This window comes from Cupriavidus pauculus (assembly GCF_002858765.1).
Classification (GTDB): domain Bacteria; phylum Pseudomonadota; class Gammaproteobacteria; order Burkholderiales; family Burkholderiaceae; genus Cupriavidus; species Cupriavidus pauculus_B.
Window position 1 is genome coordinate 341,542 of record NZ_PJRP01000003.1, and the last position, 14,578, is coordinate 356,119.

The 14,578-nt window shown below is 67.4% G+C and carries 16 protein-coding genes; 8 read left to right on the forward strand and 8 right to left on the reverse strand.

Translation table 11 applies throughout. The features are described 5' to 3' along the window. Positions 1–29 precede the first annotated feature (29 nt). From CYJ10_RS10010 to CYJ10_RS10030, 5 genes are all read left to right on the forward strand, one after another. Positions 30–1,088: a BKACE family enzyme gene (locus CYJ10_RS10010; RefSeq protein ID WP_101681334.1), complete on the forward strand. Its 1,059-nt coding sequence runs from the start codon at positions 30–32 to the stop codon at positions 1,086–1,088. A gap of 26 nt (positions 1,089–1,114) precedes the next feature. Then, positions 1,115–1,315, forward strand: coding sequence for a DUF1289 domain-containing protein (locus CYJ10_RS10015; protein WP_101681335.1), 201 nt, complete (start codon positions 1,115–1,117; stop codon positions 1,313–1,315). A 163-nt stretch (positions 1,316–1,478) separates the two neighbouring features. Beyond that, positions 1,479–2,456 carry a Bug family tripartite tricarboxylate transporter substrate binding protein gene (locus CYJ10_RS10020; protein WP_101681336.1) on the forward strand — a complete coding sequence of 326 codons (978 nt, stop codon included), beginning with the start codon at positions 1,479–1,481 and terminating at the stop codon, positions 2,454–2,456. 81 nt (positions 2,457–2,537) lie between these two features. Continuing rightward, entirely contained in the window at positions 2,538–2,897 is a 360-nt protein-coding gene (locus tag CYJ10_RS10025) for an ArsR/SmtB family transcription factor (RefSeq protein WP_101681337.1), read from the forward strand. Beyond that, positions 2,878–3,354, forward strand: coding sequence for an SRPBCC family protein (locus CYJ10_RS10030; protein WP_101681338.1), 477 nt, complete (start codon positions 2,878–2,880; stop codon positions 3,352–3,354). Before CYJ10_RS10025 ends, CYJ10_RS10030 begins: the two co-directional genes overlap by 20 nt. A gap of 58 nt (positions 3,355–3,412) precedes the next feature. On the opposite strand, the gene CYJ10_RS10035 is transcribed toward CYJ10_RS10030, so the two are convergent. Next, the gene (locus tag CYJ10_RS10035; RefSeq protein ID WP_101681339.1) at positions 3,413–4,309 is read right to left on the reverse strand and encodes a LysR family transcriptional regulator ArgP; all 897 of its coding nucleotides are present in this window, start codon (positions 4,307–4,309) and stop codon (positions 3,413–3,415) included. 72 nt (positions 4,310–4,381) lie between these two features. On the opposite strand from CYJ10_RS10035, the gene CYJ10_RS10040 reads away from it, so the two are divergent. Beyond that, positions 4,382–5,062 carry a LysE/ArgO family amino acid transporter gene (locus CYJ10_RS10040; RefSeq protein WP_101681340.1) on the forward strand — a complete coding sequence of 227 codons (681 nt, stop codon included), beginning with the start codon at positions 4,382–4,384 and terminating at the stop codon, positions 5,060–5,062. A 59-nt stretch (positions 5,063–5,121) separates the two neighbouring features. On the opposite strand, the gene CYJ10_RS10045 is transcribed toward CYJ10_RS10040, so the two are convergent. From CYJ10_RS10045 to CYJ10_RS10055, 3 genes are read right to left on the reverse strand one after another with little or no spacing between them, the layout of a single operon-like run. Continuing rightward, positions 5,122–6,771, reverse strand: a complete 1,650-nt coding sequence (locus CYJ10_RS10045) for a long-chain-fatty-acid--CoA ligase (protein WP_101681551.1) — start codon at positions 6,769–6,771, stop codon at positions 5,122–5,124. A 59-nt stretch (positions 6,772–6,830) separates the two neighbouring features. Further along, positions 6,831–7,679 (reverse strand): TauD/TfdA dioxygenase family protein, encoded by an 849-nt coding sequence (locus CYJ10_RS10050; protein ID WP_101681341.1) that lies wholly within the window; start codon positions 7,677–7,679, stop codon positions 6,831–6,833. A 19-nt stretch (positions 7,680–7,698) separates the two neighbouring features. Further along, positions 7,699–8,679 (reverse strand): quinone oxidoreductase family protein, encoded by a 981-nt coding sequence (locus CYJ10_RS10055; protein WP_101681342.1) that lies wholly within the window; start codon positions 8,677–8,679, stop codon positions 7,699–7,701. A 194-nt stretch (positions 8,680–8,873) separates the two neighbouring features. Between CYJ10_RS10055 and CYJ10_RS10060 the strand changes: the two genes are divergently transcribed. Both CYJ10_RS10060 and CYJ10_RS10065 read left to right on the forward strand, forming a co-directional pair. Then, positions 8,874–9,875 (forward strand): AraC family transcriptional regulator, encoded by a 1,002-nt coding sequence (locus tag CYJ10_RS10060; RefSeq protein WP_219621438.1) that lies wholly within the window; start codon positions 8,874–8,876, stop codon positions 9,873–9,875. A gap of 117 nt (positions 9,876–9,992) precedes the next feature. Then, a complete protein-coding gene (locus CYJ10_RS10065; RefSeq protein WP_257993215.1) occupies positions 9,993–10,358 on the forward strand; it encodes a hypothetical protein in 366 nt (121 codons plus the stop codon). A 40-nt stretch (positions 10,359–10,398) separates the two neighbouring features. Here the strand turns inward: CYJ10_RS10065 and CYJ10_RS10070 are convergent, their stop codons facing one another. From CYJ10_RS10070 to CYJ10_RS10085, 4 genes are read right to left on the reverse strand one after another with little or no spacing between them, the layout of a single operon-like run. Continuing rightward, positions 10,399–10,848, reverse strand: a complete 450-nt coding sequence (locus tag CYJ10_RS10070; RefSeq protein WP_101681344.1) for an ion channel — start codon at positions 10,846–10,848, stop codon at positions 10,399–10,401. Positions 10,849–10,864: 16 nt separating this feature from the next. Continuing rightward, positions 10,865–11,899: a DUF2955 domain-containing protein gene (locus CYJ10_RS10075; RefSeq protein ID WP_101681345.1), complete on the reverse strand. Its 1,035-nt coding sequence runs from the start codon at positions 11,897–11,899 to the stop codon at positions 10,865–10,867. Continuing rightward, positions 11,889–13,040, reverse strand: a complete 1,152-nt coding sequence (locus CYJ10_RS10080) for an HlyD family secretion protein (protein ID WP_101681346.1) — start codon at positions 13,038–13,040, stop codon at positions 11,889–11,891. Before CYJ10_RS10080 ends, CYJ10_RS10075 begins: the two co-directional genes overlap by 11 nt. Beyond that, the gene (locus tag CYJ10_RS10085; protein ID WP_101681347.1) at positions 13,037–14,578 is read right to left on the reverse strand and encodes an efflux transporter outer membrane subunit; all 1,542 of its coding nucleotides are present in this window, start codon (positions 14,576–14,578) and stop codon (positions 13,037–13,039) included. Before CYJ10_RS10085 ends, CYJ10_RS10080 begins: the two co-directional genes overlap by 4 nt.

Consider the following 14,578-nt stretch of genomic DNA (forward strand, 5'->3'; position numbering starts at 1 on the left):
AAGCACGCACTCTACACAGGAGACAAAACATGCAATTCCTCGACGATTCCCTGCACCCCGAAAACATGGACAAGGTGGTCATCACCGTGGCCCCGTACGGCCCGGAGTGGATGCCCGAAGATTTCCCGGAAGACATTCCGGTCACCATGGAAGAACAGATCCAGAAGGCCGTTGATTGCTACAACGCCGGCGCCACCGTGCTGCACCTGCACGTGCGCGAACTGGACGGCAAGGGCTCGAAGCGCCTGTCCAAGTTCAACGAACTGATCGCCGGCGTGCGCGCCGCGGTGCCCGACATGATCATCCAGGTGGGCGGCTCGATCTCGTTCGCACCCGAAGACGAAGGCCAGGCCGCCGTGTGGCTGTCGGACGATACGCGCCACATGCTGGCCGATCTGACCCCGGCTCCCGACCAGGTCACCGTGGCGATCAACACCACGCAGATGAACATCATGGAACTGCTGTACCCCGAGTACCTGGCCGGCACGTCGCTGTCGAACCCGGCGTACATCGAGGCGTACCGCGAGATGACCGTGCCGGCCGGCCCGGGCTGGGTGGAAGAGCACCTGCGCCGCCTGTCGAACGCCGGTATCCAGCCGCACTTCCAGCTGACCGGCATCCACGCCCTGGAAACGCTTGAGCGCATGGTGCGCGCCGGCGTGTACAAGGGCCCGCTGAACCTGACGTGGATCGGCATCGGCGGTGGCTTTGACGGCCCGAACCCGTTCAACTTCTTCAACTTCATCCATCGCGCGCCGGACGGCTGCACGCTGACCGCCGAGTCGCTGCTCAAGAACGTGCTGCCGTTCAACATGATGGCGATGGCAATGGGCCTGCACCCGCGCTGCGGCATCGAGGACACGATCATCGACCAGCACGGCAACCGCATGACGTCGGTGCAGCAGATCGAGCAGTGCGTGCGCGTGGCGCACGAGCTGGGCCGCGAGATTGCCACGGGCAAGGAAGCGCGCGAGATCTATCGCATCGGCACCTGGTACGACAGCGCGGACGAAACGCTGGCAGCCCACGGCATGCTGCCGAACCGCCAGTCCGGCCAGAAGGCCCTGCCGCTGCGCCGCGCAGCCTGATCCATCCTTTCAGCCCAAGACCCGTCATGTCACAACCCACGGACACCCGGCCCGCCAACCCCTGCATCAACATCTGCCGCATGGACAGTGCGCGGCGGTACTGCCAGGGATGCCGCCGGACGTCGACCGAAATCGGCCTGTGGGACGGCATGACCGACGCGCAGCGCGCCTTCATCATCGAGGCGCTGCCTGCGCGGCGCGGTCAACCGGCGGCAGGCCAGTCCTGACCGCTCCCCCGCATTCCCCGGCGACGCGCCGCACAACGCATGCGGCGCGCGCCATCCGTTTCACCGGGTCCGCCAATTCCAACGCGACGACACTTTCCTCTACAGCCCAATGCGCGGGCAGGTCCGGCTTTCTATACCCACAAGACCTATCATGGAGACAAACATGCCGAACCAACCTGCCCCCCTTCGCATGCGCCGCGCCATCCTTGCGGCCATCATGACGCTGGCGATGCCGGCCGCCATGGCCTGGACCAGCAAGCCCGTGCGCGTGCTGGTGCCCGCGCCTGCCGGCGGCACCATGGATGTCATGGCGCGCGTGCTGGCCGAACAGCTGGCTGCCGACCTGGGCCAATCCGTCGTGGTCGACAACAAGCCGGGCGGCGGTGGTGCCATTGCCATCAACACGATGCTGGCCGCGCCCGCCGATGGCCAGACCATCATGGTGACGGCCACCAATGTGCTGACCGAAGTGCCGCAGGTGCAGAAGACGCCGTACGACACCATGAAGGACGTTCGACCGCTGGCGGCGGTTGGCCGCTCGCGCATGGTGCTGGTGGGCGCGCCGAACCTGCCGGCCAAGGATCTCAAGAGCCTGATCGCGTATGCCAAGGCCAACCCGGGCAAGCTCAGCTTTGCCTCGTACAGCGCGGGCACGGCATCGCACTACGCTGGCGCCATCATGAACCAGGAAGCCGGCATGGACCTGCAGCACGTGCCGTTCGCCGGCTCGGGCCCCGCGCTGGCGCAAGTCATGGGCGGCCAGATCCCGCTGATGTATGACGGCATGGTGACCTCGCTGCCGATGATCCGCGCCGGCAAGCTGCAGCCCTACGCCGTGGCGTCCCGGACGCGCTCGCCGCTGCTGCCGCAGGTGCCGACGTTTGCCGAGCAGGGCTATCCCGATATCGACTTCAGCAACTGGGTGGGCGTCATTGCGTCGGCGCAGATGCCGGCCGACGTGGCCCAGAAGATCCAGAGCGCGGTGTACAAGGCCGCGGCCAACCCCAAGGTGCGCGAGCGCCTGGAGACGCTTGGCTACGAGCCGATGCCGGTGCAGTCGCTGCAGGACCTGAACCAGTCCCTGCACGCCGAATACGACCGCAACGCCGGCATCGTCAAGACGTTCAACATCAAGCCGTAACCGCATCACCCCGCCACCCGCAACACGCTACCCCCCAGGCCGTTATTGCAACGGCCTTTCTCTTGCCCTATAGTTAGCTTCATGGCTAACTATCAAGACTCGGTGAGCGACGTCTTTCACGCGCTTGCCGATCCCACCCGCTGCGCCATCGTCTGCGCGCTGGTCGGCGGCGCGCAGACGGTGTCGTCGCTGGCGGCGCCGTTCGACATGGCGCTGCCGTCGTTCATGAAGCACGTGACGGTGCTGGAACGCAGCGGCCTGATCCGCACCAGCAAGGCCGGGCGCACTCGCACCTGCGAACTGGTGCCGGAAACGCTCTCGCAAGCCGAGCAGTGGCTGGCCGAGCAGCGCGCGGTGTGGGAAGCCAGATCCGACCGCATGGTCGATTTCGTCGAGCGACTGCATCAAGAGGAGCAAACCCATGCCGGAAAACGCCGCTGAATCCCGCGATCTCGTGATTTCCCGCGTGCTGCGCGCGCCAAGGTCCGCGCTCTGGCGCGCCTGGTCGGACCCCGCCCTGCTCAAGGAATGGTGGTGCCCCAAGCCGTGGACCACACAGGTGCGCGACTTCGACCTGCGGCCGGGCGGCAACTTCCATACCTTCATGCAGGGGCCGGACGGCGGCACCAGCGACAACCCGGGCTGCTTCCTCGAAGTCGTGCCGCAATCGCGCCTGGTGTTCACGTCGATGCTGACTGGCGGCTGGCGCCCGCACAAGCCCTGGCTCGGCTTCACCGCGATCATCACGATGGAGGACGACCCCGGCGGCAGCCGCTATATCGCCCGGGTCATGCACCCCGACGACGCCACGCGCGACCAGCACGAGAAAATGGGCTTCTTCGACGGCTGGGACACCGTCATCACGCAACTCGACGCCTTCGCCTCGACATTGCGCTGAGCTGGGCTGGGCTGAACCGAGCGCGCCTGGCGATGGTGGGCTCGGCCGCGTGGCGCGTTCAGGGCGGCAGCAGTGCGGTCCGGGCTGCCGCCAGCACTTCGCTGGTCAACCCCTCCAGCAGGCCCGATGCCGCGCGTGCGTGCTGCCAGTGCAGCGGCACGTCCAGCGGCGTTTCGGGCACCAGTTCCACCAGCGTACCGGCCTTCAGATAGCCATCGATCATGGCCTGCGGATGCATGCCCCAGCCCATGCCGGCCAGCGCCGCCGTGACAAACGCATACGACGACGGCAGGGTGTGCCGGGGCAGTTGCACTGGCCTGTGACATAGCCGGTTCACCCAGCGCGCCTGCAGTTCGTCCTTGGCATTGAATACCAGGCTCGGCGCCTGGGCGAGACTGCCGGCTCCCACGCCGGCGGCGAGATGGCGCGCCACGAACGCCGGGCTGGCCGCCGCCACATAGCGCATGGCCCCCAGCGGACGGCTGTTGCATCCGGCCGCCGGCCGCGCCGTGGCCGTCACGGCGGCCAGTACGGCGCCGCTGCGCAGCCATTCGGTCGTGTGGTCCTGGTCGTCGACCGCCACCTCCATCAAAACCGGATGCCGCGCCGCAAAGGCCGCAATCGGTTGCGCCAGCCAGGTGGCCAGGCTGTCGGCGTTCACGGCCACCGGCAACGGCACACGGGCCTCGCCTTCCGTCGCCAGCGCCGGCAGCGCCCCTTGCAACGCCTGTTCGAGCAACCGCACGTGATCGACGTGCTGGCACAGCCGGCGGCCGGTTTCGGTGGCACGGCAGGGGCTCTCGCGGATCACCAGCGCGCAGCCCACGCGTTCCTCCAGCATGCGGATGCGCTGCGAAATGGCCGACGGCGTGACATGAAGGGCGCGGGCCGCCCGCTCGAAGCTGCCCTCGCGCACAACGGCGGCCAGGGCGGAAAGCGCGGCATAGTCGAGCATGATGGAGTCTGGCTAATGTCGATGAAGATTGTTTAGTTTGTCTTCACCGCACGCCGATGGCAAGCTTGCGCCATGAATCCGACCGACGTCCTGACTCCCGCCGTGCCACCCGGTTTTGCCGTCCTGCTGCAGGGCCTGGCCCTGAGCCTGGGCCTGATCGTCGCCATTGGCGCACAAAACGCGTTCGTGCTGCGCCAGGGCCTGCGCCGCGAGCACGTGGGCAGCGTGGTGCTGCTCTGCGCACTGGCCGACGCGCTGCTGATTGCCGCCGGCGTCATGGGCATGGCCCGCGCCCTGGGTGAACGGCCCGCGCTGGCCGCCGCGCTGGCACTGGCCGGTGCGGTGTTCCTGGCCTGCTACGGCTGGCAGGCATGGCGCCGCGCGCACCGGCAGCAAACGCTGCAGGCTGCAGATGCCCCGGCCAGCGTCGCCCGAGGCGCCGTGCTGGCGCAGGCCCTGGCCTTCACGTTGCTGAATCCGCATGTCTACCTGGACACCGTGCTGCTGGTGGGCAGCATCGGCGCGCAACAGCCCGCCGCCATGCGTGGATGGTTCGTGGCGGGTGCCAGCGTCGGCAGCCTGGCCTGGTTCGGCGCGCTGGGATTCGGTGCGCGATGGCTTGCGCCGTGGTTTGCCAATCCGCGCGCCTGGCAGATGCTGGACCGCCTGGTCGGCGTGACCATGCTGGTGCTTTCGGCACTGCTGGTGCGGCACGCCATCGGCGGATTCCGAGCCCTCGACTGGCTGTCGTAAACGCAAAAAGGCCGCCCTCCAAGCCGGGGAGGGGGCGGCCATCAATTTTCCCTTTCGCCTCAGGCTGCTTTCTTTTCCCGCAGCAGCTTCTTGTCAATCTTGCCCACGCTCGTCTTCGGAATCGCCGCGACGAACGCGATACGGTCGCTTTCCGGCACCGCGAACTTGCTCAGGCGCTGCGCTTCCACGTGGCCAAGCAGCACCGTGCGGATCTGCTGGGCATCTACCTCGATGCCAGCCTTGCGCACCACGTAGGCCATCGGCCGCTCGCCCCAGCGTGCGTCGGGCACGCCCACCACCGCGCATTCCTGCACGCCGTGTACCTGGGTAACGAGGTTCTCGATCTCGATCGACGACACCCATTCGCCGCCGGTCTTGATCACGTCCTTGAGCCGGTCCACGATCTGCACGAATCCATCCTCGCCCCTCACCGCCACGTCCTGCGTGTGCAGGTAGCCATCGGCCCACAGGTCTTCCGATGCGGACGGCTTGCGGAAGTACGACTTGGTCAGATACGGCGCGCGCAGCACGATTTCGCCCTGCGCCTTGCCGTCGTGCGGCACGTCGCGCATATCGGGGCCAACGATGCGGAAGTCGGCCAGCGGCACCGGGCGGCCCGTGGCGCAGCGCATGCGCACCTCCTCTTCGCGGGTCAGCGGCACATGACCCGGCGGCAACTGGGCCAGCGCCACGATGGGGCCCGTCTCCGACATGCCGTAGCCGGCAAAGATGTCGATGCCGCGCGCCAGCGCCGCCTCGCACAGCACAGGCGGCAGAGCCGATCCGCCGATGATCATCTTCCAGCCCCACAGGTTGTGCGCGCCTTCGTCCGCCGCCTGCAACAGCATCTGCAGGATGGTCGGCACGCAGTGCGAGAACGTGACCTTTTCGGTCTTGTGCAACTGCAGCAGCGTCGCCGGCACGTAGCGGCCCGGCAGCACGGTGCGCAGGCCCAGCATGATCGCCACGTAGGGCATGCCCCAGGCCATCACGTGGAACATCGGCGTGATCGGCATGTACACGTCTTCGCGGTGCATGCGCTGGCCTTCACGTGGCGCGCACAGGCTGGTGGCCGTGGTCAGCGTGTGCAGCACGATGTCGCGATGGCTGTAGCACACACCCTTGGGGTCTCCCGTGGTGCCCGTGGTGTAGAACGTGGTGGCCTTGGTGCGCTCGTCAAACTCCGGGAAATCGAACTCCGGCGCAGCGGCGCCCAGCAGGGCCTCGTATTCGCCCTCGAACGGCAGGGTGCCGGCAGGCACGTCCTGGCCATCGGCCATCAGCACGAAGCGCGGCTGGCGTACCAGGCCGTCGCGGATCTGCTCCAGCACCGGCAGGAAATCCGGATGTACCAGCACCACGTCGGCGCCGGCGTCGTTCAGCGTGTAGAGGATCTGCTGCTGCGACAGCCGCACGTTCACCGTGAACAGGGTAGCGCCCATCATCGGCACGCCAAAGTAGCACTCCAGGTAGCGATGGCTGTCCCAGTCCATCACGGCCACGGTGCTGCCGTGACGCACGCCCAGGATCCCCAGCGCATTGGCGAGCTTGCCCAGGCGCTGGTGGAAATCGCGATACGTGTAACGCATCTCGCCTCGATAGCTGATCTCCTGATCGCCATACAGGCTCATCGCGTTGGTCAGCAGCTGCTTGACCAGCAGCGGGTAGGCGTATGCCGAGGGGGTGGTAACGACGAGGTTGTCCTTCATGCCTGCTCTGTCCTTCATGTCCATCACGTCTTGCGGGTTCTGCATGATCCGTACGCGGATCAGTACGGCACGCTGCCGATGATGCCGGCGCGTTCCATCTTGCGGTGGCACGGTGCGTAGTCCATCACCGCGTAGTGCTGGGTGGCCGTGTTGTCCCAGATCGCCACGCTGTTGGGTTCCCAGCGCCAGCGCACCTGGAATTCCGGGATGTACGCCTGCGACACCAGATAGCGCAGCAGGTCGGCCGCGCCCGGGTTGGCATCCTGGCCGTAGCGCACCCGCGCTGGCGTGTGGTAATTGGTGAAGTGCGAGGTGAACGCGTTCACGTACAGCACCTTCTCGCCGGTATCGGGATGCGTGCGCACCACCGGGTGTTCCGCATCGGGGAACTGGGCCTTGAGCGCCAGCCGCTTTTCGATCGGCATGGCCGCGCCGAAGCTGGCCTCGATGCTGTGGCGGGCGCGCAGGTCGGCAATCTGTTCCTTGACTGTGTCGGGCAGCCGCTCGTAGGCCAGCGCCATGTTGGCCCACATCGTGTCGCCACCGACCGGCGGGCATTCGATGCAGCGCAGCACGGCGCCAAACTGCGGCGCCTCGCGCCAGGTGGTGTCCGAGTGCCAGCTGTTCTCGTAGCGGTCGTTCGGCTGGTCCGGGCGCTTGTAGATGCGCACGAGGCCCGGATATTCCGGATCGCTGCCCGCGACCGGGTGGTCTTCCAGCTCGCCGAAGCGGCGGGCAAATGCCACGTGCTCGGCACGGCTGAACTGCTGGTTGCGCAGGAACAGCACGCGGTGCTTCAGCAGTTGCGCACGGATCTCCCCAAACAGGTCGTCGTTGCGCACGGCTTCGGCCAGATCCACGCCCACCAGCTCGGCGCCCAGGGCACAGCTTAGTTGTTGTACTTTCATGACTGTCTCCTCAAATTCCTCAGACGACGAAGATCGACGAACCCGTGGTCTTGCGCGACTCCAGGTCGCGATGGGCCTGCACCGCGTCTTCCAGCGCATAGCGCTGGTTGATCTCGATGCGGATACGACCCGACCCCACGTGGTCGAACAGCTCGCCAGCCAGTTCGGCTTTCTCGGCCGGGTCAGCGATGTAGTCGGCCAGCGCCGGACGCGTCACGTAGAGCGAACCCTTCATGGCCAGCAGCACCGGATCGAACGGCGGGATCGGACCCGAAGCCGTACCCACGCAGACCAGCAGCCCACGGCGCTTGAGCGAATCCAGCGACGCCATGAAAGTGCTCTTGCCCACGCTGTCGAACACCACGTTGGCGCCCACGCCGTCGGTCAGCTCGCGCACCCGCGCAGCCACGTCCTCATGGCTGTAGTTGATGATGTGCTGGCAGCCATGGGCCCGTGCAATCTCGCCCTTCTCTTCGGTCGACACCGTGCCGATCACGTTCAGCCCTAGCAGGCGCGCCCACTGCGAGACGATCAGCCCCACACCGCCGGCCGCCGCGTGCAACAGAATCGTGTCGCCCTTGCGGAACGTGTGGATGCGGCGCATCAGGTAGGCCGACGTCAGGCCACGCATGGTCATAGCGGCGGCCGTCTCGAAGCCGATGGTCTCCGGCAGGCGGATCAGCGGCGCGGCCGGCACCAGGCGCTCGGTGCTGTAGGCACCCAGCGTATTCAGAAAGCCGGTGTACGTCACGCGGTCGCCCACGGATACATTGGTCACACCGGCACCCAAGGCCTGCACCACGCCCGACGCTTCCACGCCCATGCCCGCGGGCAGCGGCACCGGGTAGGTGCCATTGCGGAAGTACGTGTCGGCGTAGTTGAGGCCCACCGCCACGTGACGGATGCGGACCTGACCCGGTCCCGGGTCGCCTACCTCGACGTCTTCGTAGCGAAGCACCTCGGGTCCGCCGGTTTCATACATTCGCACTGCCTTGGTCATGGGAATCATCTCCAGAGTTTTGGGGCGGCACCACTTGCGCCGCCATGACCTCAATGTAGAAGTTGCCGGTCCCCACTGCTTTGCACCGCAATCCGGAGACTTTGCATTTCATGCCACAGCCACCTATCATCGCGCCAACGACGCGTCATGGCCCCTTGCATGTGACGCGCGCAAAACGATATCGGGAGACCCTCTTGAAAACCCTGGTACGCGCCGCAGTGATGACCAACTTCTTCGACGTCGCGCGCGGCCTCGGCGTCAATCCGCTGCCGCTGCTGCGCACGGCACGGCTGAGCCAGGCGCTGCTGGCCGACCCCGAGCAGCGCATTCCGGTCCAGGCCTGCGCCACGGCGCTCGAAGCCGCTGCGGACGCCACCGGTTGCCTCACGTTCGGCCTGCGCATGGCGGAGTCTCGGCAACTGTCGGACTTTGGCCTGATGAGCCTGCTGATCAGCCAGCAGGCCACCTTGCGCGACGCGCTGGAAACCATCATCCGCTACCGGCACCTGGTGAACGAATCGGTGGCCATCCTGCTGGAGGCGTCCGACAAGGTCGTGTTGATCCGGCAGGAAGTGGTGCTCGATACGCCCTCGCGCCAGGCCACGGAACTGGCGCTGGGCGTGATCTTCCGGCTCTGCCGCGCGCTGCTGGGGTCGCAGTGGCACCCACAGAGCGTCAATTTCACGCACGCGGCACCGCCAGACCTGCAGGTGCATCGCCGCCTGTTCGGCTGCCCGCTGGAGTTCGGCAGCGAGTTCAACGGCATCGTCTGCCTGGCCGCCGACCTGGACGCGCCGAACCCGACCGGCAATCCGGCCATGGCCCGCCACGCCGAGCGGGTGGTGGAATCCCTGCCGCGCGCCAACGACGTGTCGGTCGGGCGCGAGGTGCGCAAAGCCGTCTACCTGATGTTGCCCATGGGACGCGCCACCAGCGAAGCCGTGGCGCAGGGGCTGGGCATGAGCCTGCGCACCATGCAACGCCAGCTCGACGCCTCTGGCGAGACCTTCTCGGACATCGTCAACGGCGTGCGGCGTGATTTGGCGCAGCGCTACGTCGCCAACCCCGACTATTCACTGCTGCGGGTGTCGGAACTGCTGGGCTACGCCTCGGCCGCGGCGTTCACGCGCTGGTTTTCCGCACAGTTCGGCGAGGCGCCGATTGTCTGGCGGCGGCGGCACGCCAGCCCGCGTTGACGGGTACACGAGGTCGCTCATGCTGCCCTTGCGGCGCGGGACCGCTGCGCCTAGGCTAAGGAAACGTCACTACGCGTCACTGAGCACCCTACCCATGAACCCGAAAGCGGAGCCCGCATGCCGAACGTCATGAAGCCGTTGCAGTACCTGATCGTCGCCACCGGCGCGCTGAGCATCAGCCTGGGCGCAATGCCCGCGCAGGCGCAGCAGATGCCAAGTTCGGGTGCCGCGGCCATCTCCGATGCGGTACGCGAAGGGGGCAATCCCTATCGCCCACCCTCGGCGGCCAGCGCGAATCCGGCAGACGCAAAGCGTGACCGTTGCGAGGCATTGCTGCAGGAGCTCAACGGCACCTCGAAGCAACGCGCCTACACGTCGCCCGGCACCGCCACGCAAAGCGCACAGGGTCGTTCCATCCCCAAGCTGGAGCGTGACAACTCGCGCAAGCAGCTTGAGGAAACCTACCGCGCCAACTGCACCTGAGCGCGAATATCAACGCGGACATCGGGCGATGGCCCGTGCGTCATGACGGCCCGGCCTCCCGCAGCCGGGCCATCTGATTCTTGACCACGTCAAGCACCGCGGCCGTCATCAGCGCCGTGGACAGTCCGAACATCAGGATGCCCAGCGCCGATTCGATCGGCCCCAGCATGCGCCAGCGGGGCGACATCACGATATCGCCGTAGCCGAGCGTGGCGAAGTTCACCGCCGAGTGATACAGCGCCGCCCCGAGCGTGTCGAACTCGCCCAGCATCATGAACAGGCCGGCCCACACCACCATCTGCGCGAAATTGCAGAACAGCGTCAGCAGCATCACGGCCGCCAGCAGCACGGCATCCATCCACAGGGGCTCATGCCCCTGCCACGTGTTCTGGAACCGCGCGTAACGCCGCAGGCACAGCGCCACAGCCCCGCACTGCAGCAGCAGGCACAGCAACATCACGGGCGCGGCAATCAGCAGGTGCAGATGCATGACGGTCTCTCCCGGTTCACGCCGGCACCGGCGCGCGAGGCCGCTCCAGCAGCGCAATCATCAGCCACGCGTACAGCGACACCCCGACGAACAGCCCCATGCGCACCATGAACGCCTGGTAGACGTCCTTGCCCGCGGCGCTGTCCGCCACCGACTGGCCCAGCAGGATGATCATCGTCACGAAGCTGTTCAGCCAGAAGCCCGGGGACAACCGCCCCGACCGAAGTCGGAACAACCGGCGCGCCACCCACAGCCCGAACAGCAGCATCCAGAGGAAGAACATCCAGATATGGACGAAAAGCCCCAGCGCCAGCCAGCACAGGATGGCCAGCGCCCCGCCCATCAGCGTGGAGCCCACCAGCTCCAGGGCCGCACCGCGCGCCGTGGTGCTGCAGCTCAGCCGCCCCAGACTGACGGCCTTCATGATGATCGGCAGGTACGCGGCCGGATCGGCCATCGCCAGCAGGAACGGCGGCATCACCACCAGCGTGGCGCGCAGGGCCATGCCATCGGCGTCGCCCGCTGCGGTACTGGGCTTCGGCGGCATGCGCATGCCGCCCGGTTCCGGAATGAGCTGATAGCAGATGCCCAGCATCAGCACCGCACACAGCAGCCCGCGCACCAGCGCGCCGATCACGGTCAGTGCCAGCGCGCTGTTGGCGGTGCCCGCCGCCGAAATCAGCGTGACGCCCGCCACCAGGAACGTCGACACCAGGTTGTTGCCGCCGCGCAGCCCATGGCGGAACGCCAGGAACAGGCACAGGCCCGCCATCAGTACCCCGGTCAGCGGCGCATGCCGCAGGAACGGCACCAGCAGCATGCCGCTGCCGGTCGTCAGCAAGACCACCAGCGCCATGCCCACGCTGGCCTTGAACGATAACGGCCGGTCCAGCGTCGCAAACAGGAAGACCGCCAGCACCGGCGCCATCACGGGCACCGCCCATTGCATGCCGAAGCTGACGGCCAGGCAGGCCGCCGTGCCCAGCGCCATCCGCAAGGCGCGACGCGCCAGCATCTCGCGCATGGCCGACGCGGCAGCGTCAGTAGACATACGACACCCAGCTCATGACACGCAGGAATGCGCGGCCCAGCAGGTTCAGCGGATTGCCCTCGTTCGGAAAGGCCATCACCTCGGCCTGCCCGCCCACGCGCACGCCGCGCATCGTGGACAGTTGCCCCGGGTCGATGTCGACAATCACCGGAAAGCGCTGCGCGGGGCGCAGCCAGTCGCGGCTGTTCTGGATGGTCGGCAGCGTGCCGGGCGGCGTGCTCTGGCCCGCGCTGACGCCGTAGCCGATGCTGCGCACCTTGCCCGTCAGCACCGTGCCGGGCAACGCGTCGAGCACGATCCGCACCGGCGAGCCGGGCGCCAGATGGCCAAGGTTGTTCTCGGTCATGTCGGCGCTGATCCAGACATCGTGGATGGCAATCAGCGTCATCAACGGGGCGCCTGCCGCCGCGTACTGGCCCACCTCGGTACGCAGGTCGGTAATCAGCCCCGCCGTTCGCGCCCGCACCTGCGCGTTGGCCAGGTCGAGTTCGGCCTTGTCCACGGCGGCGGCGGCGCTGCGCAACTTGGCATTGTCGTCGTCGCTGCCGCCCTGCTGCTCGCGGGCGCGCTCCACCTCGGCACGTGCCGCCGCCACCTGGCTGATGGCCTGCGTATGCGTGGCCCGTGCCACTTCCAGGCGGCGCACGGAGACCGTGCCCGGGTCCTCGCGATACAGCCGCTCCAGCCGCTCGCTGTCCTGCTGCGCCTTGAGCTCGTTGGCCTGCGCGGCACGCAGCGACGCCCGGGCAGAGTCGATGCCGGCGGTATTGGCGCCAATCCCGCGCCGGGTGGTTTCCAGGTCGGCGCGCGCGCGGTCCAGCGTAATCCTGTAGTGCTGCGGATCCACGTCGAACAGCACGGCACCCGCCGCTACGTTCTGGTTGTTCTGCACGTAGACGCGTGTCACGCGGCCCGGCACCTCGGAAGCCACCGGAATCACGAACGCCTGCACCCGCGCCTGCTGTGTGTAAGGCGTGAAGCGGTCGGCCAGCAGATACCACGCCAGGCTCAGCACGATCAGCACCACCACCCAGCGCAGCGCCTTGTGCGACGGGTCGCCCGTCGTCGGCTTTGCAGGCGGCGCGGGGGCATCGGCCCGTTTGTCGTCGATCGCGGTATCGTCGGTTCGCGTGTCGTTCATGGCCGCGCGCTCCCCGTCTTTGCCGGCAAGCTGGCCGCCGGCAGCGGCGACACCTCGTCGATCAGCCCGCCCCAGTTCGTGCGCTGCTGCATCTGGGTCCGCGTACCGGCGTCAAGCAGCGGCGCGGTGGTGTCCCATCCGCCGCCAAGTGCCTTGTAGAGCCCGATCAGGTAGTTCACGGCGTTGCCTCGGTTGACCAGATAGGCGTCCTGCTGCGCAAACAGCGCGCGCTGCGCGTCGAGCACGCGCTGGAAATCGGAATACCCTTCGCGGAATACCGTGTTCGCCAGCGACAGCGACCGCTCGGCAGACTGCGCCGCCTCCCCAAGGATGCGCTCGCGCTGCAGCGCCTTGGCCAGGCCGCTGGCCGCATCGTCGGCTTCGCGTGCGGCCAGCCGCACGGCTGACTGGTAGTCCACGATCAACTGCTGCAGCCGCGCATCCTGCACGCGCACGTTGTTGACGATGCGCCCGTAGTCGAAGATGTTCCAGCGCACGCTGGGCCCACCCACCAGCAGCAGGCCATTCTGGGTACCCGGCAGCGAAGCCGCGGTCCAGCCGATGCTGCCCATCAGCGTGACGGCCGGATACAGGTCGGCCTTGGCCACGCCGATCAGTGCGGACTGCGCCGCGATGCGCCATTCGGCCGCACGGATGTCCGCGCGACGCAGCAGCAGGCTGGCAGGCACATCCTGCAGCACGGCATGATCGATCAATGGCAGCACCCCCTCGCGGTCGGCGGCGTCGGCCAGCTCGGGCAGCGGCCCCGGCGGCCGGCCCAGCAGCACGACCAGCGCATTGCGTGCCTGGCCGATCTGGTTTTCCAGTTCCGGAATGCTGCTCAGCGTACCCAGGTACTGGGTACGTGCCTGCTGGAAGTCGAGTTCATCGCTCTCGCCGCCCTTGAACAGCCGTTCCGTGATCTCGAAACTGCGCTTCTGCAGCCGCGCGTTGTCGCGTGCGATGCGCAGTCTGGCCTCGGCCGTGCGTACCGCGAAGTACGTCGTGGCCAGTTGCGCGTGCAGCAGCACCAGCACCGCCTCCCGGTTGGCCTGCGCGGCAAAGTACCCGGCATCGGCCGATTCGATGGCCCGCGCGAAACGCCCCCAGAAATCTAGCTCCCAGCCAACGTCCACACCGGCGCTGTATTCCCAGAGCCGCGCGCTCTGCGCGGTGGGCCCGGATTGGCGACTGTGGACGTACATGGCTGACGCGCTGGCCTGCTGCATCTGCGGATAGCGGCCCGCCAGCGCGATACCCAGCTGGGCACGCGCCTCCATCACGCGCAGCCCGGCAATCCGCACGTCGGCATTGCCGGCGTCGGCCTCGGCCATCAGCGTTTCGAGTATCGGGTCGCCGAACACCTGCCACCACTGGCGCAGGTCAGGTTCCGCCTGCTGGACACTGGCCAGGTCGATGGCATCGCTGCGCCACGTGGCGGTCCACGCCTCGGGCTGCGGCTGAAAATCCGGCCCCACCCGCGCGCATCCGCCAAGCACGGCGGCCAGGGCCAGCCAGGCACGGGCGGAGGCGGCCAC

Bases quoted from the DNA above. Each gene is read 5' to 3' on its own strand.
- CYJ10_RS10010 (WP_101681334.1), top strand. From the start codon at position 30: ATGCAATTCCTCGACGATTCCCTGCACCCCGAAAACATGGACAAGGTG.
- CYJ10_RS10015 (WP_101681335.1), top strand. From the start codon at position 1,115: ATGTCACAACCCACGGACACCCGGCCCGCCAACCCCTGCATCAACATC.
- CYJ10_RS10020 (WP_101681336.1), top strand. From the start codon at position 1,479: ATGCCGAACCAACCTGCCCCCCTTCGCATGCGCCGCGCCATCCTTGCG.
- CYJ10_RS10025 (WP_101681337.1), top strand. From the start codon at position 2,538: ATGGCTAACTATCAAGACTCGGTGAGCGACGTCTTTCACGCGCTTGCC.
- CYJ10_RS10030 (WP_101681338.1), top strand. From the start codon at position 2,878: ATGCCGGAAAACGCCGCTGAATCCCGCGATCTCGTGATTTCCCGCGTG.
- CYJ10_RS10035 (WP_101681339.1), bottom strand. From the start codon at position 4,309: ATGCTCGACTATGCCGCGCTTTCCGCCCTGGCCGCCGTTGTGCGCGAG.
- CYJ10_RS10040 (WP_101681340.1), top strand. From the start codon at position 4,382: ATGAATCCGACCGACGTCCTGACTCCCGCCGTGCCACCCGGTTTTGCC.
- CYJ10_RS10045 (WP_101681551.1), bottom strand. From the start codon at position 6,771: ATGAAGGACAACCTCGTCGTTACCACCCCCTCGGCATACGCCTACCCG.
- CYJ10_RS10050 (WP_101681341.1), bottom strand. From the start codon at position 7,679: ATGAAAGTACAACAACTAAGCTGTGCCCTGGGCGCCGAGCTGGTGGGC.
- CYJ10_RS10055 (WP_101681342.1), bottom strand. From the start codon at position 8,679: ATGACCAAGGCAGTGCGAATGTATGAAACCGGCGGACCCGAGGTGCTT.
- CYJ10_RS10065 (WP_257993215.1), top strand. From the start codon at position 9,993: ATGCCGAACGTCATGAAGCCGTTGCAGTACCTGATCGTCGCCACCGGC.
- CYJ10_RS10070 (WP_101681344.1), bottom strand. From the start codon at position 10,848: ATGCATCTGCACCTGCTGATTGCCGCGCCCGTGATGTTGCTGTGCCTG.
- CYJ10_RS10075 (WP_101681345.1), bottom strand. From the start codon at position 11,899: ATGTCTACTGACGCTGCCGCGTCGGCCATGCGCGAGATGCTGGCGCGT.
- CYJ10_RS10080 (WP_101681346.1), bottom strand. From the start codon at position 13,040: ATGAACGACACGCGAACCGACGATACCGCGATCGACGACAAACGGGCC.